Origin of the sequence: Kitasatospora sp. NPDC004614, from assembly GCF_042873675.1 — a bacterium.
Taxonomy (GTDB): Bacteria; Actinomycetota; Actinomycetes; order Streptomycetales; family Streptomycetaceae; genus Kitasatospora.
Genome location: NZ_JBIALR010000013.1, coordinates 148339 through 165729, shown reverse-complemented (window position 1 = coordinate 165729; position 17391 = coordinate 148339). Strand labels below are relative to the sequence as shown.

The following is a 17391-nucleotide window of genomic DNA, read 5'->3' as shown; positions in this document are numbered from 1 at the left end:
ACGTCGGATGACCGAGCCGGACGAGGTGCCCGAGATCCCGCCGTACGCGGAGGCGGTGCTCGACCTGACCGAGCGGATCCCGCCGGGCCGGGTGATGACCTACGGTGACGTCGCCGAGTACCTGGGCCGCGGCGGCCCCCGCCAGGTCGGCCGGGTGATGGCGATGTACGGCGGCTCGGTGCCCTGGTGGCGGGTGATCCGCGCGGACGGGCGGCCGCTGCCCGGCCACGAGCACCGGGCGCTGCCCGAGTACCGCGCCGAGGGCACCCCGCTGCGCACCGTCGCCGGCGAGCCCAGGGTCGATCTGCGGGCCGCCCGCTGGGACGGGACAGCCGCACAGCCCTGACCGGGGAACGTGCGCGGGAGGGGTCTGTGGGTGCAGGATCGTAGGCTCGATGCGGCGGGCCCCACTCTCCCCACCGCCCGCCACTGAACCGCCGTACGACCCTGGACCGCAGTGACCTCACCGTTCCGCCTGGTGCGCAGCCCCCTCGCGCAGCCCGACCCGCCCGTGCTGGACGACTTCCAGCAGGCGGTGGTCGAGCACGCGTCGGGGCCGCTGCTGGTGCTCGCCGGGCCCGGCACCGGCAAGACCACCACGCTGGTCGAGGCGGTCGCCCGGCGGATCGCCGACGGCGCCGCCCCCGAGCGTGTGCTGGTTCTCACCTTCAGCCGCAAGGCCGCGATGGAACTGCGCGACCGGATGACCGCCCGGATCGGCACCACCGCCCCGCAGGCCACCACCTTCCACTCGTTCTGCTACGCCCTGCTGCGCGCCCACCAGCCGGCCGAGGAGTACGCCGAGCCGCTGCGGCTGCTGTCCGGCCCCGAGCAGGACGTGATGGTCCGCGAGCTGCTGGCCGGCGGCGCCGAGGACGCCAAGGCGGGCACCGCCACCATCCGCTGGCCGCTCGACCTGCGGGCCTGCCTGACCACCCGCGGCTTCGCCGACGAAGTCCGCGCGGTGCTCGCCCGCAGCCGCGAACTCGGCCTCGGCGAGCAGGAGCTGCTGCGCTTCGCGGAGGGCGTCCAGCGCCCCGACTGGGCCGCCGCCGCGCACTTCCTGGCCGAATACCTGGACGTGCTCGACCTGCGCGGCGTCCTCGACTACGCCGAACTCGTCCACCGCGCCGTACTGCTCGCCGAACGCGAGGACGTCGCCGGGCAACTTCGCGACCGCTACGACGTGGTGTTCGTCGACGAGTACCAGGACACCGACCCGGCCCAGGTGCGGCTGCTGCAGCGGCTGGCCGGCGGCGGCCGCGACCTGGTCGCGGTCGGCGACCCCGACCAGTCGATCTACGCGTTCCGCGGCGCCGACGTGAACGGCATCCTGGAGTTCCCCGACGCCTTCCGGCAGGCCGACGGCCGGCCCGCCGAGGTCAAGGTGCTGCGGGTGTCCCGGCGCTCCGGCGCGGTACTGCTGGCCGCCTCCCGGGAACTCGCCCGCCGGATGCCGATGGGCCGCCTCCCCGCCGACAAGCTCGCCGCGCACCGCGCCCTGCTGCCCTCCCGCGAGGGCGGCGCCGTCGAGGTGTACACCTACCCGACGCCCGGCGCCGAACTCGACTCGGTCGCCGACCTGCTGCGCCGCGCCCACCTGGAGGACGGCGTCCCGTGGGGTCAGATGGCGGTGCTGGTGCGGGCCGGCTCCCGGTCGATACCGGCCGTGCGCCGCGCGCTGGCCGCCGCCGGCGTCCCGCTGGAGATCGACGGCGACGACCTGCCGCTGCGCGAGGAACCCGCCGTCACCCCGCTGCTGCTGGCCCTGCGGGTGTGCGCCGAGGGCGAGGGCGCGCTCACCGCCGACCTCGCGCACACCCTGCTCACCGGCCCGCTCGCCGCCCTGGACGGCTCCGACCTGCGCCGCCTCGGCCGCACCCTGCGCGAGGAGGAACGCCGGGCGCTGGCCGAGGAGGGCGTGGCCGGCGTGGTCCGCCCCGCCGAGGAACTCGTCCGCGAGGCGCTGGAGCAGCCCGAACTGCTCGCCCTGCTGGACGCCCCGTACGCCCGCCGCGCCTACGAGTTCGGCGTGCTGCTGCGCAAGGTCCGCGAACTGCTGGCCGGCGGCGCGTCCGGCGAGGACGCGCTGTGGGAGCTGTGGGACGGCTCCCGGCGCTGGCGCGAACGGCTGGAACGGGCCGCGCTGCGCGGCGGCGCGGCCGGCCGCAACGCCGACCGCGACCTGGACGCGCTGTGCGCCCTGTTCGAGACCGCCGCCCGCGCCGAGGAACGGGTCTCCGGCCACCGCGGCGCGCTCGACCTGCTCGCCGAGGTCGAGGCCCAGGACATCGCCGCCGACACCCTGCGGGTGCGCGCCGTCCGCCCCGACGCGGTGCGGCTGATGACCGCGCACCGCTCCAAGGGCCTGGAGTGGCGCCTGGTCGTGGTGGCAGGCGTCCAGGAAGGGCTCTGGCCCGACCTGCGCCGCCGCGGCTCGCTGCTGGAGGCCGACCGGATCGGCCGCGACGGCCTCGCCGAACCGCTGTCGGCCGCCGCGCTGCTCGCCGAGGAACGCCGGCTGTTCTACGTCGCCGCCACCCGCGCCAAGGAACGCCTGGTGGTCACCGCCGTCAAGGCCCCCGCCGAGGACGGCGACGAACCCTCCCGGTTCCTGCGCGAGCTGTACCGCGAGACCCTCGACCCCCGCACCGGCCGGGTGCTGGAACGCGTCCCGCAGGTGAAGGTCGCCGACATCACCGCCCGCCCGCGCCGCCCGCTCGCGGTGCCCGCGCTGGTCGCCGAACTGCGCGCCGTCACCGTCGACCCCACCCGCCCCCCGCAGCTGCGCCGGGCCGCCGCCGAACGCCTCGCCACCCTCGCCGCCGCCGTCGACGAGGAGGGCCGCCCGCTGGTCCCCGCCGCCCACCCCGACCAGTGGTGGGGCCTGGTCGACGCCACCGCCGCCCCGGAGCCGCTGCGCGAGCCCGGGCTGCCGGTGCGGCTGTCCGGCAGCGGCCTGGAGCAGCTGGAGTCCTGCGCGCTGCAGTGGTTCCTGGAGAAGGACGTGAAGGCCGGGCACACCGCCTCCGCCGCCCAGGGCTTCGGCAACGTGGTGCACGCCCTTGCCGACGAGGTCGGCTCCGGCCGCACCCCCGCCGACCTGGCCGTCCTGATGGAGCGCCTGGACACCGTGTGGGACGCCCTGGCCTTCGACGCGCCGTGGAAGTCCCAGCAGGAGAAGACCGAGGCCCGCGCCGCCCTGGAACGCTTCCTGCGCTGGCACGTGCTGGAACGCGAGCGCACCACCGTCGCCACCGAGCACGGCTTCGACCTCACCCTGGACGTCGGCGGCGTCGCGGTGCGCATCCGCGGCTCGATGGACCGGGTCGAGGCCGACGCGGTCGGCCGCGCCTACGTCGTCGACTTCAAGACGGGCAAGCAGGTCCCGACCGACAAGTCGCTGCCCGAACACCGCCAACTCGCCGTCTACCAGCTGGCGGTGCGCGGCGGCGCGCTCGACGGCCTGCCCGGCTTCGAGCACGGCGCCGTCCCGGGCGGCGCCGAACTGGTCCACCTGCGGGAGCCCGCCAAGGGCGAGCCGGACGCCCCGAAGGTGCAGCGGCAGCTGCCGCCCGACGGCGACCCGTGGATCGAGAACCTGCTCGCCGACACCGCCGGCCGGGTGCTCGCCGAGCGGTTCACCCCCACTGCGGGCGAGCGCTGCGGCCGCTGCGCGTTCCGCGGCAGCTGCTCCGCGCAGCGGGACGGTCGGCATGTCGTCGACTGAGCTGCTCGAACACCCGGACCAGCTCCGCGAACTCCTCGGCATCCCGTTCAACACCGAGCAGTTGGCGGCCATCGGCGCGCCCATGGCCCCCGGCGTGATCGTGGCCGGCGCGGGCTCCGGCAAGACCACCGTGATGGCCGCCCGGGTGGTCTGGCTGGTCGGCTCCGGCGCGGTGCGCCCCGAACAGGTGCTCGGCCTGACCTTCACCAACAAGGCCGCCGGGGAGCTCGCCGAACGCGTCCGCGCCTCGCTGCTGCGGGCCGGCGTGCGCGAGGACGACTCGCTCGGCGACCCGCAGATCTCCACCTACCACGCCTTCGCCGGCACCCTGCTCAAGGAGCACGGCCTGCGCCTGGGCATCGAACCCGACGTCCGGCTGCTCGCCGACGCCACCCGTTTCCAGCTCGCCGCCCGGGTGCTGCGGCAGGCCCGCGGCCCCTACCCGGCGCTCACCGGCACCTTCTCCGCGCTGGTCGCCGAACTGATCGCGCTCGACTCCGAACTCGCCGAACACCTGGTCGAGCCGTCGCAACTGCGCCACTGGGACGAGGAGTTGCTCGACCACCTGGCCACCGTCAAGCTGAGCAACGAGGACCTCCGGGCCGTCCCGAAGGCCGCCCGCGGCCGGCAGGAGCTGCTGCACCTGGTCGAGGACTACCGGGCCCGCAAGCAGAAGCTCGGCCTGCTCGACTTCGGCGACCAGATCGCCGCCTCCGCCCGCCTCGCCCAGCAGCGCCCCGAGGTCGGCCGGCTGCTGCGCGAGCAGTACCGGGTGGTGCTGCTGGACGAGTACCAGGACACCTCGGTCGCCCAACGCCTCATGCTGGCAGGCCTGTTCGGCGGCCCCGACAGCGCCGGACACCCTGTCACCGCGGTCGGCGACCCCTGCCAGGCGATCTACGGCTGGCGCGGCGCCTCGGTCGCCAACCTGGACGACTTCCCGCAGCACTTCCCGCAGGCCGACGGCAGCCCGGCGCACCGCTTCGCGCTCAGCGAGAACCGCCGCAGCGGCGGCCGGCTGCTCGCCTTCGCCAACGAACTGGCCTTTGATCTACGCGAGATGCACGAGGGCGTGGAGGCGCTGCGGCCCGCGCCCGGCGCCGAACTCGACGGGTACGTGCGCACCGCGCTGCTGCCCACCCACGCCGAGGAGGTGGACTGGCTGGCCGATTCGATCGCCCACCTGGTGCGCACCGGCACCGCGCCCGGCCGGATCGCCGTGCTCTGCCGGGCCGGCACCGCCTTCCCCGACATCCACGCCGCGCTGGTGGCGCGGAGCGTCCCGGTGGAGGTGGTCGGCCTCGGCGGACTGCTCCAACTCCCGGAGGTCGCCGACCTGGTGGCCGTCTGCGAGGTACTCCAGGACCCGACCGCGAACGCCGCCCTGGTACGCCTGCTGATCGGCCCGCGCTGGCGGATCGGCCCGCGCGACCTGGCCCTGCTCGGCCGCCGCGCCGCCGACCTGGTGCGCACCGCCCGGCTCGGCGACCAGGACCCCCTCGCCGCCGCCGTCGCCGAGACCGACCCCACCGAGGTGGTCTCGCTGGCCGACGCGCTGGAGACCTTCGTCGACGCCGAACAGCCCGACGAGCTGCCGTTCTCGCCCGAGGCCCGGGTGCGCTTCGCCCGCTTCGCCCGGGAGATCCGCGACCTGCGCCGGGCGCTCGCCGAGCCGCTGATGGACGTGCTGCACCGGGTGCTGACCGTCACCGGCCTGGAGGTCGAACTGTCCGCCTCCCCGCTGGCACTGGCCGCCCGCCGCCGGGAGACCCTGCACTCCTTCCTGGACATCGCCGCGTCCTTCGCCGACCTGGACGGCGACCCCGGCCTGGCCGCCTTCCTGGCCTTCCTGCGGGCCGCCCAGGAGTACGAGCGCGGCCTGGATGCCGGGCTGCCGGGCGGCGAGGACACCGTCAAGGTGCTCACCGCGCACAAGTCCAAGGGCCTGGAGTGGGACGTGGTGGCCGTCCCCGGCCTGGTCAAGGGCGGCTTCCCGTCCGGGCAGGGCCGGGAGCGCTGGACCTCCACCCGCAAGGTGCTGCCGCACGCGCTGCGCGGCGACGCCGCCACGCTGCCCGCCGACCCGGCGTGGAACGCCAAGGGCATGGGCCTGTTCAAGAAGGAGATGGCGCACCACGCCGAGGTCGAGGAACTGCGGCTCGGCTACGTCGCGTTCACCCGCCCGCGGTCGCTGCTGCTGGCCTCCGGCCACTGGTGGGGGCCATCGCAGAAGCGGCGGCGCGGGCCGTCCGAGTTCCTGCTGAAGCTGCGCGCGCACGCCGAGCGGCCCGGCAACGGCGAGATCGAGCACTGGGCCGAGGAGCCTGCGGGCGATGCGCAGAACCCGGCGTTCGACGTGTCCGTGGAGACCCCCTGGCCGCTGCCGCTCGACCCGTCCGCGCAGCGCGCCCGCCGCCGGGTCGCGGACGTGGTCCGCCGCCGGCTCGCTGGGGCGCCCGCGCCCGAGGCCGAGCAGATGGGCGTCGAGGACCAGCGGACGGTGGCCTCCTGGGACCGCGATCTGAGCGCGCTGATCGGCGAGTTGGAGCGCTCCCGGCGCACCGTCCGGGAGGTCGAGCTGCCCGCCTCGCTGTCCGCCACCGAGCTGATGCGGCTGGCCGCCGACCCGGACGGCTTCGCCCGCGAACTCGCCCGCCCGATGCCCCGCCCGCCCGCACCCGCCGCCCGCCGCGGCACCCGCTTCCACGCCTGGGTGCAGGCCCGGTTCGACCAGCCGCTGCTGCTCGGCCCGGACGCGCTGCCCGGCCTGGACGTCGACATCGACGAGATCGAGGACGAACGCGACCTGGAGCGCCTCAAGGAGGCCTTCCTGCGCGGCCCGTACGCCGGCCGCACCCCCTACCGGGTCGAGGCGCCGTTCCAACTGGTGCTGGCGGGACGGGTGGTGCGCGGCCGGATCGACGCGGTCTACCGGGACGCGGACCGTGGCGCAGGGTCACCGCGCTACGAGGTGGTGGACTGGAAGACCGGCCGGGAGGACAGCGGCGACCCGCTGCAACTCGCCGTCTACCGCCTCGCCTGGGCCGAGCAGGCGGGCGTCCCGGTGGAGCAGGTCACGGCCTCGTTCTGCTACGTGCGCAGCGGCCGGATCGAAACACCGTCAGGACTTCCCGGCCGAAAAGAGTTGAGCGATCTTCTGATCGGGAATAGGTAGAAAAGAGTCACTCAGAGCATTCAACCCGTCACGAGATCAAGTGAAACCTGTGCGCCCTGCACGTTTCGTGCCTATTGTGGGGTCGGTAACCGGTCATCCTCCCGTACTCCGGCCGCCGTCAGGGCCCCGACCCCCTGACCTCCCGTCAGACCCGCAGGTGCCGAGCAGCACCCGCACCTTCCGCTGGAGAGACCGACGTTGAGCGCGACCGGATGGATCAGGGACGTCCTCCACGGCCCCACCCCAGGGCCGGTACCCAACACCGTCACCGGTACATGGCCCAAGACCTCGCACGCCCTGCCGCTGATCGGCATGGCGCTGGTCGTCTCCCTCGACCTGCTGACCAACAGCCACGTCACCGTCGAACCCGCACTGACCGCCGTCCCCGCCCTCGCCGCCGTGGTCTCCCGGCGGACCTGGTACCCGCTGCTGACCGGCGCGCTCGCCGAAGTGTGCGCCTTCGGCATGGCCTGGTACAACGGTGTGCTCGGCCAGTCCGTGCACACCGCCACCGTCGCCGCGATCGTGCTCATCGCCGGCATCGGCCACCTCAGCGCCACCCTCCGGCTGCGCCAGGAACTCGCCCTCGCCGAGGCCCAGTTGGTCGCCGAGGTCGCCCGCCGGGTGCTGCTGCGCCCGGTGCCCGAACGGGTCGGGCCGGTACGGGCCGCCGTCCGCTACGCCGCCGCCGCCGCGCACGCCTCGATCGGCGGCGACCTGTACGAGGTGGTCAACACCCGGCACGGGGTGCGCGCCGTGATGGGCGACGTACGCGGCAAGGGCCTGGCCGCGGTGGAGACCGCCGCCGCCGTGCTCGGCGCGTTCCGCGAGGCCGCCCACCAGGAACCCGCGCTGGACCGGGTGGCGGGCTGGCTCGCCGTCAGCCTGGACCGCGCCCTGCACGAGAACGACCACCCCGGCGTCGAGGAGGAGTTCGTCACCCTGGTGCTGATCGGGGTCCGCCCCGACGGCGCCCTGGAGATCGCCAACTGCGGCCACCCCGCGCCCGTCCTGCTGCGCGGCGAGGACGCGCCCCGGCTGCTGACCGCCGACGAGACCGTCCCGCCGCTCGGGGTGCTCGACCCCGTCGACGTCTGCCCGCCGCTGCAACTGCTCATCACCGAACCCGGCGACCGCATCCTGCTGTACACCGACGGCGTCATCGAGGCCCGCGACCACCTCGGCGCGTTCTACCCGCTCACCGACCGGCTGCCGCTGCTCGCCGACAGCGGCCCGGTCGAGGTCCTGCACCGCCTGCACGAGGACGTCGTCCGGCACGTCGGGCACAAGCTCGGCGACGACGCCGCCATGCTGATGCTCCAGTTCGATCCGGTGCAACTGCCCGCGCAGCAGCAGGCCGAGGCGCCGGTCGGGCACATCCTCTGAACGCCTAGACGTCGATCTCCACCACCAGCGGCCGGTGGTCGGACACCCCGGTGCGCGGCGCCGACACCGAGCCGACCGTGCTGCGCGGCACGCCGATGCCCAGGATGTGGTCGAACTGCACGGTCGGCCGGTGCGCCGGGTAGGTGGGGGTGCGGGCCAGGTCGTACCAGCCCTGCAGGCGGGTGCGGCGGGCGGTGCGGACCCGGTCGCGGGCCGCGGTGCGCTGGATCGCGTGCGCCGAGCCGAGCACGGTGCGCGGCACCGCGCCGATCAGGTTGAAGTCGCCGAGCACCAGGTACGGCTGCGGCAGGTCGGCGATCCAGCGCCGGATCGCGGCCAGCTGCGCGACGTTCCAGCCCGGCACGAACGACAGGTGCGCGGCGACCACGGTGAACTCCCCGGCCGGCCCGGCCAGTACCGCCGCCAGCGCGGCCCGCGGCTCGTCCGGCACCGCCGTCAGCCCCCGCCGCCCGGCCACCCGCAGCGGCAGCCCGAACGGGGCGGGCGCGAACCGGCGGGCCCGCCAGTGCAGCACCGGCAGCCTGGTCAGCAGCGCGGTGCCGTACGACGGGCGGTCGGCGCCGTCGTCCGCCTCGGCGGGCCCGTACACCTGGAGGCCCGGGACGGCCGGGTCGGTGACCCAGCCGGCCGACCGGGCGGGGGTGCCGTGCAGGGCGGCGGCGAAGCGCCAGTCGGCGGCGCCCATCGCCTTGGCGGCGACGGCGGCCTGGTCGGTGCGGCCGGAGCGCTCCTGGCCGCGGTCCACCTCCTGGAGGGCGAGGACGTCGGCGTCCAGCGCGGCGACGGCCTCGGCCAGCGGGCCGCCCGGCTCGACCGGGTAGGGCGCGGGGCTGCCGTCGGCGGCGAGCGGCTGGCCGTGCAGCAGGTTGTACGTGGCGATCCGCAGAGTGGTCACGGAGCCGACGGTACCGGGTGGGTGTGACCGGGGTGGCGGCTTGAGCAGGTCAGGCCATACCGGGTATACATACTCAGTATGTCGATCCGTCACGGCCTGCTCGCCCTGCTCGACCAGGGCCCGCGCTACGGCTACCAGCTGCGATCCGAGTTCGAGGCCCGTACCGGGGCGACCTGGCCGTTGAACGTCGGCCAGGTCTACACCACCCTGGGCCGACTGGAGCGCGACGGCCTGGTCGAGTCCGCGGGGGAGGACGACGAGGGCCACCAGTTCTACGCCGTCACCGACGAAGGACGCGCGGAACTGCTCCGCTGGTTCGACACCCCGGTGCCGCGCACCAACCCGCCGCGCGACGAACTGGCCATCAAGCTGGCGATGGCGGTGACCGTCCCGGGAGTGGACGTCACCGGCGTCGTCCAGGGCCAGCGCCGGCACAGCATGCAGGCGCTGCAGGACTACACCCGGCTCAAGGGCCGGGCGCTGGCCGCCGACACCGGCGACGGCGCGGACCTGGCCTGGCTGCTGGTGCTGGAGCAGCTGATCTTCCAGACCGAGGCGGAGATCCGCTGGCTGGACCACTGCGAATCCCGACTCGGCAAGCACGCCGAGCGACAGGCCGCTGCCACGGCCGAACCCGCCGCCGCGCCGCCCGCGCGCCGCGGCGTCAAGAGCCGCGCCCGCGGCCGCCTCTGAAACTCCTGGGGGAGCGATGACCGAACAACTCAAGCCGGCCCAGCCCGTGCTGCACCTGGACCGGGTGAGCCGCGTGCACGGCCACGGCGCCGCCGAGGTGCACGCGCTGCGCGCCGTGGACCTGAAGGTGTACCCCGGCGAGCTGGTCGCCGTGATGGGGCCCTCCGGCTCCGGCAAGTCCACCCTGCTGACCCTGGCCGGCGGCCTCGACAGCCCCAGCGACGGCCAGGTGCTGGTCGAGGGCATCGTGCTCGGCAGCCTCGACCGCAAGAAGCTCGCCGCGGTCCGCCGCCGCTCCGTCGGCTACGTCTTCCAGGACTACAACCTGATCCCGGCGCTCACCGCCGCCGAGAACATCGCGCTGCCCCGCGAACTCGACGGCATATCCGCCCGCGCCGCCCGCAAGGAGGCGCTCGCCGCGCTCGAGGAACTCGGCATCCCAGAACTCGCCGACCGCTTCCCCGACGACATGTCCGGCGGCCAGCAGCAGCGCGTCGCCATCGCCCGCGCGCTGATCGGTGAGCGCCGCCTGGTGCTCGCCGACGAGCCCACCGGCGCCCTCGACTCCACCACCGGCGAATCCGTGCTCGCCGTCCTGCGCGCCCGCTGCGACGCCGGCGCCGCCGCCATGATGGTCACCCACGAGGCCCGGCACGCCGCCTGGGCGGACCGGGTGGTGTTCCTGCGCGACGGCCGGCTGGTCGACGAGACCGCCCGGCAGGACGCCGGCACCCTGCTGGTCACCGCCGCCGCCAACGCGCTGAAGGGCGAGGACCAGTGAGGCTGACCGCCTGGCGGGCAGCCCTGCGGATCGCCCGCCGCGACGCGATGCGCGCCAAGGGCCGCAGCGCCCTGGTGGTGGCGATGATCGGCCTGCCGATCCTCGGCGTGGCCGGCGTCGACGTGGTCGCCCGCAGTGCCCAGCTGGAACCGGGCGAGAAGGTCGCCCGGGTGATGGGCACCGCCGACGCCCGGATCGCGGTGAGCCAGCGCGGCGACATCGTCCTGCAGGCGCCCAACCCCGACGACGAGACCCAGACCGGCGGGCCCGGCCCCGACGGAAAGCCGCGGGCGAAGACGCCCGAGGAGCAGCGCAGCGCGAGCACCGAGCCCGCCGACCTGATCAAGGAACTGCTCCCGGCCGGCACCAAGCTGGTGCCGATGCCCGCCGGACCGCGCACCACGGTCACCACCAAAGAGGGCCGGATGACGGTCGAGGCCGTCGAGGTCGACCTGTCCGACCAGGTCTGGCACGGCATGGTGAACAGGATCCGCGGCACCGCCCCGGCCCAGCCGAACGAGATCGCCGCCACCCAGGAGTTCCTGAACCAGTCCGGGCTGCGGCTCGGCGACTCCACCGCGATCCACGGCCTGGAGTCCAAGCCGTTCACCATCACGGCCGTCGTCGAGCTCCCCGCCGAGCTCAAGCGCGCCGAACTGTTCGCCCGCCCCGGCAGCGTGATCGCCCCGCTCGCGCAGGCCGACCCGGACCGGGCGGTCGTCCCGGAGAGCCGCGACAGCTGGCTGGTCCAACTGCCCGCCGGAGCGGCCGCGCTGGACTGGCCGAAGGTGCTGGAGCTCAACAAGTACGGCTTCGCGGTCGCCTCCAAGGCAGTCCTGATGAACCCGCCCGCCCGCTCCGAGGTGCCGCTGTACCAGCAGCCCGGGCGGCAGGACTACGGCGGCATCGACAAGGTGACCGTCGCGATCGTCGGCACCGTGGTCGGCATGGCCCTGCTGGAGATCGTGCTGCTCGCCGGACCGGCCTTCGCGGTCGGCGCCCGCCGCTCGCGCCGCCAGCTCGGCCTGCTCGCCGCCGGCGGCGGCGACCGCGGGCACGTGCGCGCCGTGGTGCTCGGCGGCGGAGTGGTGCTCGGCGTGACCGGCGCGCTGACCGGCCTGGTGCTCGCGATCGTGCTGGTCGCGGTGTTCCGCGACAACGCCGAACAGTTCGCCGGACGCCGCTTCGGCCACTTCGACCTGCAGCCGCTCGACCTGTTGGCGATCGTCGTGGTCGGCCTGGTCACCGGCCTGCTCGCGGCCGTGGTGCCCGCCGTTCAGGCCTCCCGGCAGGACGTGGTGGTGGCGCTCACCGGACGCGGCGGCAGCAAGCCCCCCAGCCGGATCGTCGCCGTGCTCGGCCTGATCATGATCGGCGGCGGCGCCGCCCTGGCGCTGGCCTGCGCGGCCACCGGCACCGCCGTGGTCTACGGCCTGCTCGGCGGCTCGGTGATCGCCGAGATCGGCATGCTGATGTGCACCCCGATGCTGATCGGCCTGTTCGGCCGGCTCGGCCGTCACCTGCCGCTCAGCCCGCGCCTCGCGCTGCGCGACTCGGTGCGCCACCGCGGCCGCACCGCCCCGGCGGTGGCCGCGGTGATGGCCGCCGTGGCCGGTGCCGTCGCCGTGGGCATCTACACCACCAGCAGCACCGAGCAGCAGCGCCGCGAGTACATGCCGTCGGCGCCCCCCAACACCGTCGCGCTGTTCGCCGGCTGGGGGCCGACCGCCGACCAGAACCGGCTGCCGATGATGCGCGAGGTGATCGAGGGCAACATCCCCGACCTCGGCGAGCGCGCCGACGTGTGGGACGCGACGCCGACCGCCAAGTGCAACCCCGGCGCGCCCTGCGGCTGGGTCCAGGTCGTGCTGCCGGAGTCCAAGCGCTGCCCGGCCGACGCGGCCCGCTCCTCCGAGGAGTACGAGCGCCTGCACACCGACCCCCGCTGTGAGGTGAACCGGAACCGGGAGTCGCGCCGGAGCACCATGTTCGGCGAGACCCTGGTCGGCGACGCGGCCCTGCTGCACACCCTGTTCGGGGTGCGCGACCAGGCCGCCGAGAAGGCCCTCGCCGACGGCAAGATCCTGGTGTTCCGGCCCGACTACGTGGAGAACGGCAAGGTCGACCTGCTGGTCACCGACCCCTTCGACCAGAAGAAGATGCGCGAGGACAACAACTACCGGCCGGCGGAGCGCCACCTGCTGGCGGACGCGGTCGAGGTGCCCGTCCAGGCGCCGTTCGGCAACGCCATGATGACCCGCCAGACCGCCGAGAAGATCGGCCTGGGCGCCCGGGCGGCCGGCTCGCTCTGGATGCCCACCGCGGAGCCGTCCGACAAGGCGTACCAGAAGGCCAACGGCGCGCTGGCCAAGCTGGACGACAACGCGATGATCACGGTCGAGCGGGGCTTCCACCCGGACGTCGACCTGATCACCGTCGGCCTGACGGTGTTCGCCGGACTGGTGGCGCTCGGCGCGGCCGGCATCGCCACCGGCCTGGCCGCCGCGGACTCCCAGCAGGACCTCGCCACGCTGGCCGCGGTCGGCGCGAGCGGCGGCATCCGGCGCCGGCTGTCCGGCTTCCAGTGCGGCGTGATCGCCGCGATGGGCGCGGTGCTCGGCCTGTTCTGCGGTGCCGTCCCGTCCATCGCGCTGCGCATCTTCCAGGCGCAGGACCAGGCGAAGTGGGCGATGCCGGGCCAGCCCGCTCCCGAAGCGGTGATCGCGATCCCGTGGGGCGAACTCGCGGCGATGGTGATCGGCCTGCCGGTGCTGGCGGTGCTGCTCGCGGCGGCGCTCACCCGCTCCAAGATCGCCATGGGCCGCCGGGCCGCCTGAGGCCCGGCAGAGGCAGGGTGACCGTGCTCACGGCTGAGGGAGGCCGTGGGCACGGACCCATCCGGGCGAACTAAAGTCGTCCGCATGACGAAAACCCCGGACAGCGCCGTCCGCTCCTTCATCGACCAGCACGAGGACACCTTCCTGGCCGACCTCGCCGACTGGCTGCGCATCCCCTCCGTCTCGGCCGACCCCGGCCGGGCCGGAGAGGTCCGCCGCTCCGCCGAGTGGCTGGCCGACAAGCTGCGCGCGACCGGCTTCCCGGTCGCCGAGGTGTGGGAGACGGACGGGCTGCCCGCGGTGTTCGCCGAGTGGCCGTCCGGCGACGAGGGCGCGCCGACCGTGCTGGTCTACGGCCACCACGACGTGCAGCCCGCCGCCAAGGAGGACGGCTGGGACACCGAGCCGTTCACACCCACCGTGGTCGGCCGCCGGCTGTACGCGCGCGGCGCCGCCGACGACAAGGGCCAGGTCTTCTTCCACACCCTCGGCGTGCGCGCCCACCTCGCCGCCACCGGCCGCACCGCGCCCGCCGTCAACCTCAAGCTGCTGATCGAGGGCGAGGAGGAGTCCGGCTCGCCGAACTTCGCCGCCCTGGTGCGCCGCGAGGCCGACCGGCTCGCCGCCGACGTGGTGATCATCTCCGACACCGGCATGTGGTCCGAGACCACCCCGACCGTGTGCACCGGCATGCGCGGCCTGGCGGACTGCCAGATCGACCTGTACGGCCCGGACAGCGACATCCACTCCGGCTCGTTCGGCGGCGCCGTCCCCAACCCGGCCGACGTGGCCGCCGCGCTCGCCGCCGGCCTGCACGACGCGGACCGCAAGGTCGCGGTGCCCGGCTTCTACGAGGGCATCGTCGAACTCACCGACGAGGAGCGGGCGCTGTTCGCCGAACTGCCCTTCGACGAGGCGCAGTGGCTGAAGGTCGCCAAGTCGTACGGCACCCAGGGCGAGGCCGGCTACACCACCCTGGAGCGGGTCTGGGCCCGTCCGACCGCCGAGGTCAACGGCATCTGGGGCGGCTACACCGGCCCCGGCGGCAAGACCATCGTCCCGGCCGAGGCGCACCTCAAGCTGTCCTTCCGGCTGGTAGCCGGCATGGAGGTGGAGAAGGTCCGGGAGGCCGTCGCCGCCTGGGTTTCCGCGCAGGTCCCGGCGGGCATCCGGTACGAGATCGTCTTCCCGGGCGCCACCCGCCCGTGCCTGACGCCGCTGGACCACCCCGCCCTGCAGTCCACCGTCCGGGCGATGGGCCGGGCCTTCGAGCAGAAGATCCTGTTCACCCGTGAGGGCGGTTCCGGCCCGGCCGCCGACCTGCAGGACGTGCTGGGCGCGCCGGTGCTGTTCCTCGGCATCTCGGTGCCCTCGGACGGCTGGCACTCGATCAACGAGAAGGTGGAACTCGACCTGCTCCGCAAGGGCGTCGAGACCTCCGCGTACCTGTGGGGCGACCTCGCGGAGAACTTCCGGCCGTGAGTGCGCGTCCCGAAGCGGCGAAGGCGCCGTACCTGCCGTACCGAAGCGAACGGGGATGGACGAGTTGAGCAGCGCCCCTGACACCAAGCACCTCGCGCTGACCCGCGCCGGGGTGGACCGGTCGGCGCACCGCCGACTCGACGAGCCGTGGCTGGCCGCGGCCTGGAGCCACCCCACCACCAAGGTGCTGCCGATCGCCGGCGGCGAGGCGTTCGTGGTGGACACCGGCAGCGGCACCGAACTGGTGCTGCTGCCCTCCTTCGAGGCCCCGCAGAACGGCTCCCGCTACTTCCTGGGCACCGACGACGACGGCGTCCACTACTTCGCGCTGGACTGCGAGTCGCTGCCCGGCCGACTGGACGGCGACGCCCGCCCGGCCGGGCTGCGCGAGGTCGGCGGCTCGCTCTCCGACCGGGACTCCGGGCTGCTGGTGCACGCCGTCGCCCTGGAGCACTGGCACCGGCTGCACACCTTCTGCTCCCGGTGCGGCCACCGCACCGAGAAGGCCGGCGCCGGCCACCTGCGCCGCTGCACCTCCTGCGCGGCCGAGCACTACCCGCGCACCGACCCGGCGGTGATCATGCTGATCACCGACGGCGAGGACCGCTGCCTGCTGGGCCGGCAGGCGCTCTGGCCGGAGGGCCGCTGGTCGACGCTGGCCGGGTTCGTCGAGCCCGGCGAGTCGATCGAGCAGACGGTCGGCCGCGAGGTGCTGGAGGAGGCGGGCGTCCGGGTTGCCGAGGTCGAGTACGTGGCCAGCCAGCCCTGGCCGTTCCCGTCCAGCCTGATGCTCGGCTTCCTCGGCCGGGCGCACCCCGACGGCACCGGGATCACCGTGGACGGCGAGGAGCTGTCCGAGGCCCGCTGGTTCACCCGGGAGGAAATGCGGGCGGGCATGGCGGCCGGCGAGATCCTGCCGCCGTCCGGCATCTCGATCGCCCGGCACCTGGTCGAACTCTGGTATGGCGAACCGCTTCCGGCGGCCGCCCGCTGGTGAGCGAAAAGCGGTACCTGTAGGGGCGTGCGGAGCACTCCGCACGCCCCTGCGGTGCATCCGACCGACCCGGGGGGCCGGCCGGGTCCCGCTCCGCCGAGCGGAAATGTTCGAATCTCCCGGGGCGGAATCGCCAGGGTTTCCCGAACAGACCCGCGACCATGGCTGCCCGGTTCGGCTGAAATGCCACAAAAGGCCTGACTACATTCGCTCGCGTGACGATCCCCCGCGCCGCCGCGACCCCGCCCAAGTACCAGCGCATCGCCGCCGACCTGCGCCGCCGCATCGACTCCGGCGAATGGGAGGACGACGGCCGGCTCCCCGTCGAGAGCGAACTGGAGGAGCAGTACCGGGTGGCCCGCAACACCGTCCGCCTCGCCGTCGACGTCCTGGTCAACGAGGGCCGACTGGTGCGCGTCCAGGGCAAGGGCACCTTCCTGCGCCGCCGGGCCCGGCACGACCACCGGGTCTACCCCCGGCCGCACCGCCGCGGCGCCCTGCCGGCCGGCGGCGAGACGTACGCCGCCGAAGCCCGGGCAGCCGGACTGGACCTCAGCTTCGAGTACGAGGTGTGGGCCGTCCGGGCCCGCCGCGACATCGCCGACTGGCTCGGACTCCAGCCCGACGACAGCGTCATGATGCGCCGCCAGCTCTGCCGCGTCGCCCAGGAGCCCTACGCCATCGAGGACAGCCACTACCGGCCCGGACTGGCCGCCGGCACCCCGCTGATGGAGGACCTGCCCGCCCCCGGCGGCGACGAACGGACACTGGCCGACCTCGGCCGCACCGAGACCGCCGCCACCGACCACCTCACCGCGCGGATGCCCGACCCCGCCGAGGCCGCCTGGTTCGGACTCGGACCCGGCGTGCCACTGCTGGTCAACACCCGCGTCACCCGCGACCGGCGCGGCCCGATCCGGGTGGTGGAGACCCGCTACGCAGCCGACCGGGCCCGGCTGCTCTACGAACTCGGCGACCCGGCCCCGGCCGGCTGACCGGGGCCCGGGCGCCCAGTGGTCAGACCAGCGCGGCCTGGACCTGGCGCAGGCTCGGGTTGGTCATCACGCTCTGCTCGCCGGAGGCGCCGACCACCACGACCGTCGGGACCGTCTGGTTGCCGTCGTTCACCGACTCCACGTAGGACGCCGAGGCCGGGTCCTGCTCGATGTTGACCTCGGTGTAGGCGATGCCCTCGCGGTCCAGCTGGCTCTTGAGGCGGTTGCAGTAGCCGCACCAGGTCGTGCTGTACATCGTGACGGTGCCGGACATGGTGAGGGACTCCTTCGGTCGACGAACGGGGCGTGCAGCCCACGGAACAAACGTCCGGCGGGCCGCCCCCATTCCAGGACGGGTAACAGTGGCACGATCCGATCATCCGAGCGGGCCTGTGGACAACA

General features: G+C 74.3%; 12 protein-coding genes. 10 read left to right on the top strand and 2 right to left on the bottom strand.

What is annotated here, in order from left to right; genetic code table 11:
* The first annotated feature begins 7 nt into the window (after nt 1-7).
* From ACFYST_RS25100 to ACFYST_RS25085, 4 genes are all read left to right on the top strand, one after another.
* Complete coding sequence (locus ACFYST_RS25100) at nt 8-346, top strand: MGMT family protein (RefSeq protein ID WP_387637571.1); 339 nt, start codon at nt 8-10, stop codon at nt 344-346.
* 111 nt (nt 347-457) lie between these two features.
* On the top strand, nt 458-3730 hold the full coding sequence (locus ACFYST_RS25095) for an ATP-dependent helicase (RefSeq protein ID WP_387865591.1): 3273 nt from the start codon (nt 458-460) through the stop codon (nt 3728-3730).
* Complete coding sequence (locus ACFYST_RS25090; RefSeq protein ID WP_387865589.1) at nt 3717-6905, top strand: UvrD-helicase domain-containing protein; 3189 nt, start codon at nt 3717-3719, stop codon at nt 6903-6905. Before ACFYST_RS25095 ends, ACFYST_RS25090 begins: the two co-directional genes overlap by 14 nt.
* A gap of 198 nt (nt 6906-7103) precedes the next feature.
* Entirely contained in the window at nt 7104-8291 is a 1188-nt protein-coding gene (locus tag ACFYST_RS25085; protein ID WP_387637563.1) for a PP2C family protein-serine/threonine phosphatase, read from the top strand.
* Nucleotides 8292-8295: 4 nt separating this feature from the next.
* On the opposite strand, the gene ACFYST_RS25080 is transcribed toward ACFYST_RS25085, so the two are convergent.
* The gene (locus ACFYST_RS25080; protein WP_387637561.1) at nt 8296-9207 is read right to left on the bottom strand and encodes an endonuclease/exonuclease/phosphatase family protein; all 912 of its coding nucleotides are present in this window, start codon (nt 9205-9207) and stop codon (nt 8296-8298) included.
* A 78-nt stretch (nt 9208-9285) separates the two neighbouring features.
* Between ACFYST_RS25080 and ACFYST_RS25075 the strand changes: the two genes are divergently transcribed.
* The 6 genes from ACFYST_RS25075 to ACFYST_RS25050 all read left to right on the top strand — a co-directional run bounded on the left by ACFYST_RS25075 (nt 9286) and on the right by ACFYST_RS25050 (nt 16989).
* Nucleotides 9286-9900, top strand: a complete 615-nt coding sequence (locus ACFYST_RS25075) for a PadR family transcriptional regulator (RefSeq protein ID WP_387637558.1) — start codon at nt 9286-9288, stop codon at nt 9898-9900.
* A gap of 16 nt (nt 9901-9916) precedes the next feature.
* Nucleotides 9917-10681 (top strand): ABC transporter ATP-binding protein, encoded by a 765-nt coding sequence (locus ACFYST_RS25070; RefSeq protein ID WP_387637555.1) that lies wholly within the window; start codon nt 9917-9919, stop codon nt 10679-10681.
* Nucleotides 10678-13518 carry an FtsX-like permease family protein gene (locus tag ACFYST_RS25065; RefSeq protein WP_387865586.1) on the top strand — a complete coding sequence of 947 codons (2841 nt, stop codon included), beginning with the start codon at nt 10678-10680 and terminating at the stop codon, nt 13516-13518. The genes ACFYST_RS25070 and ACFYST_RS25065 overlap by 4 nt, the downstream gene beginning before the upstream one ends.
* A gap of 84 nt (nt 13519-13602) precedes the next feature.
* Nucleotides 13603-15000, top strand: a complete 1398-nt coding sequence (locus ACFYST_RS25060) for a dipeptidase (protein ID WP_387637550.1) — start codon at nt 13603-13605, stop codon at nt 14998-15000.
* A 55-nt stretch (nt 15001-15055) separates the two neighbouring features.
* Nucleotides 15056-15997, top strand: a complete 942-nt coding sequence (gene nudC / locus ACFYST_RS25055; RefSeq protein ID WP_387637547.1) for an NAD(+) diphosphatase — start codon at nt 15056-15058, stop codon at nt 15995-15997.
* A 212-nt stretch (nt 15998-16209) separates the two neighbouring features.
* A complete protein-coding gene (locus ACFYST_RS25050; protein ID WP_387637544.1) occupies nt 16210-16989 on the top strand; it encodes a GntR family transcriptional regulator in 780 nt (259 codons plus the stop codon).
* A gap of 22 nt (nt 16990-17011) precedes the next feature.
* On the opposite strand, the gene ACFYST_RS25045 is transcribed toward ACFYST_RS25050, so the two are convergent.
* The gene (locus ACFYST_RS25045) at nt 17012-17263 is read right to left on the bottom strand and encodes a mycoredoxin (RefSeq protein ID WP_387637542.1); all 252 of its coding nucleotides are present in this window, start codon (nt 17261-17263) and stop codon (nt 17012-17014) included.
* Nucleotides 17264-17391 lie beyond the last annotated feature (128 nt).

What these genes read in the sequence shown, in the direction of transcription:
- ACFYST_RS25070 (WP_387637555.1), top strand. Translation starts at nt 9,917, where the DNA reads ATGACCGAACAACTCAAGCCGGCCCAGCCCGTGCTGCACCTGGACCGG.
- ACFYST_RS25100 (WP_387637571.1), top strand. Translation starts at nt 8, where the DNA reads ATGACCGAGCCGGACGAGGTGCCCGAGATCCCGCCGTACGCGGAGGCG.
- ACFYST_RS25060 (WP_387637550.1), top strand. Translation starts at nt 13,603, where the DNA reads ATGACGAAAACCCCGGACAGCGCCGTCCGCTCCTTCATCGACCAGCAC.
- ACFYST_RS25075 (WP_387637558.1), top strand. Translation starts at nt 9,286, where the DNA reads ATGTCGATCCGTCACGGCCTGCTCGCCCTGCTCGACCAGGGCCCGCGC.
- nudC (WP_387637547.1), top strand. Translation starts at nt 15,056, where the DNA reads ATGGACGAGTTGAGCAGCGCCCCTGACACCAAGCACCTCGCGCTGACC.
- ACFYST_RS25045 (WP_387637542.1), bottom strand. Translation starts at nt 17,263, where the DNA reads ATGTCCGGCACCGTCACGATGTACAGCACGACCTGGTGCGGCTACTGC.
- ACFYST_RS25090 (WP_387865589.1), top strand. Translation starts at nt 3,717, where the DNA reads ATGTCGTCGACTGAGCTGCTCGAACACCCGGACCAGCTCCGCGAACTC.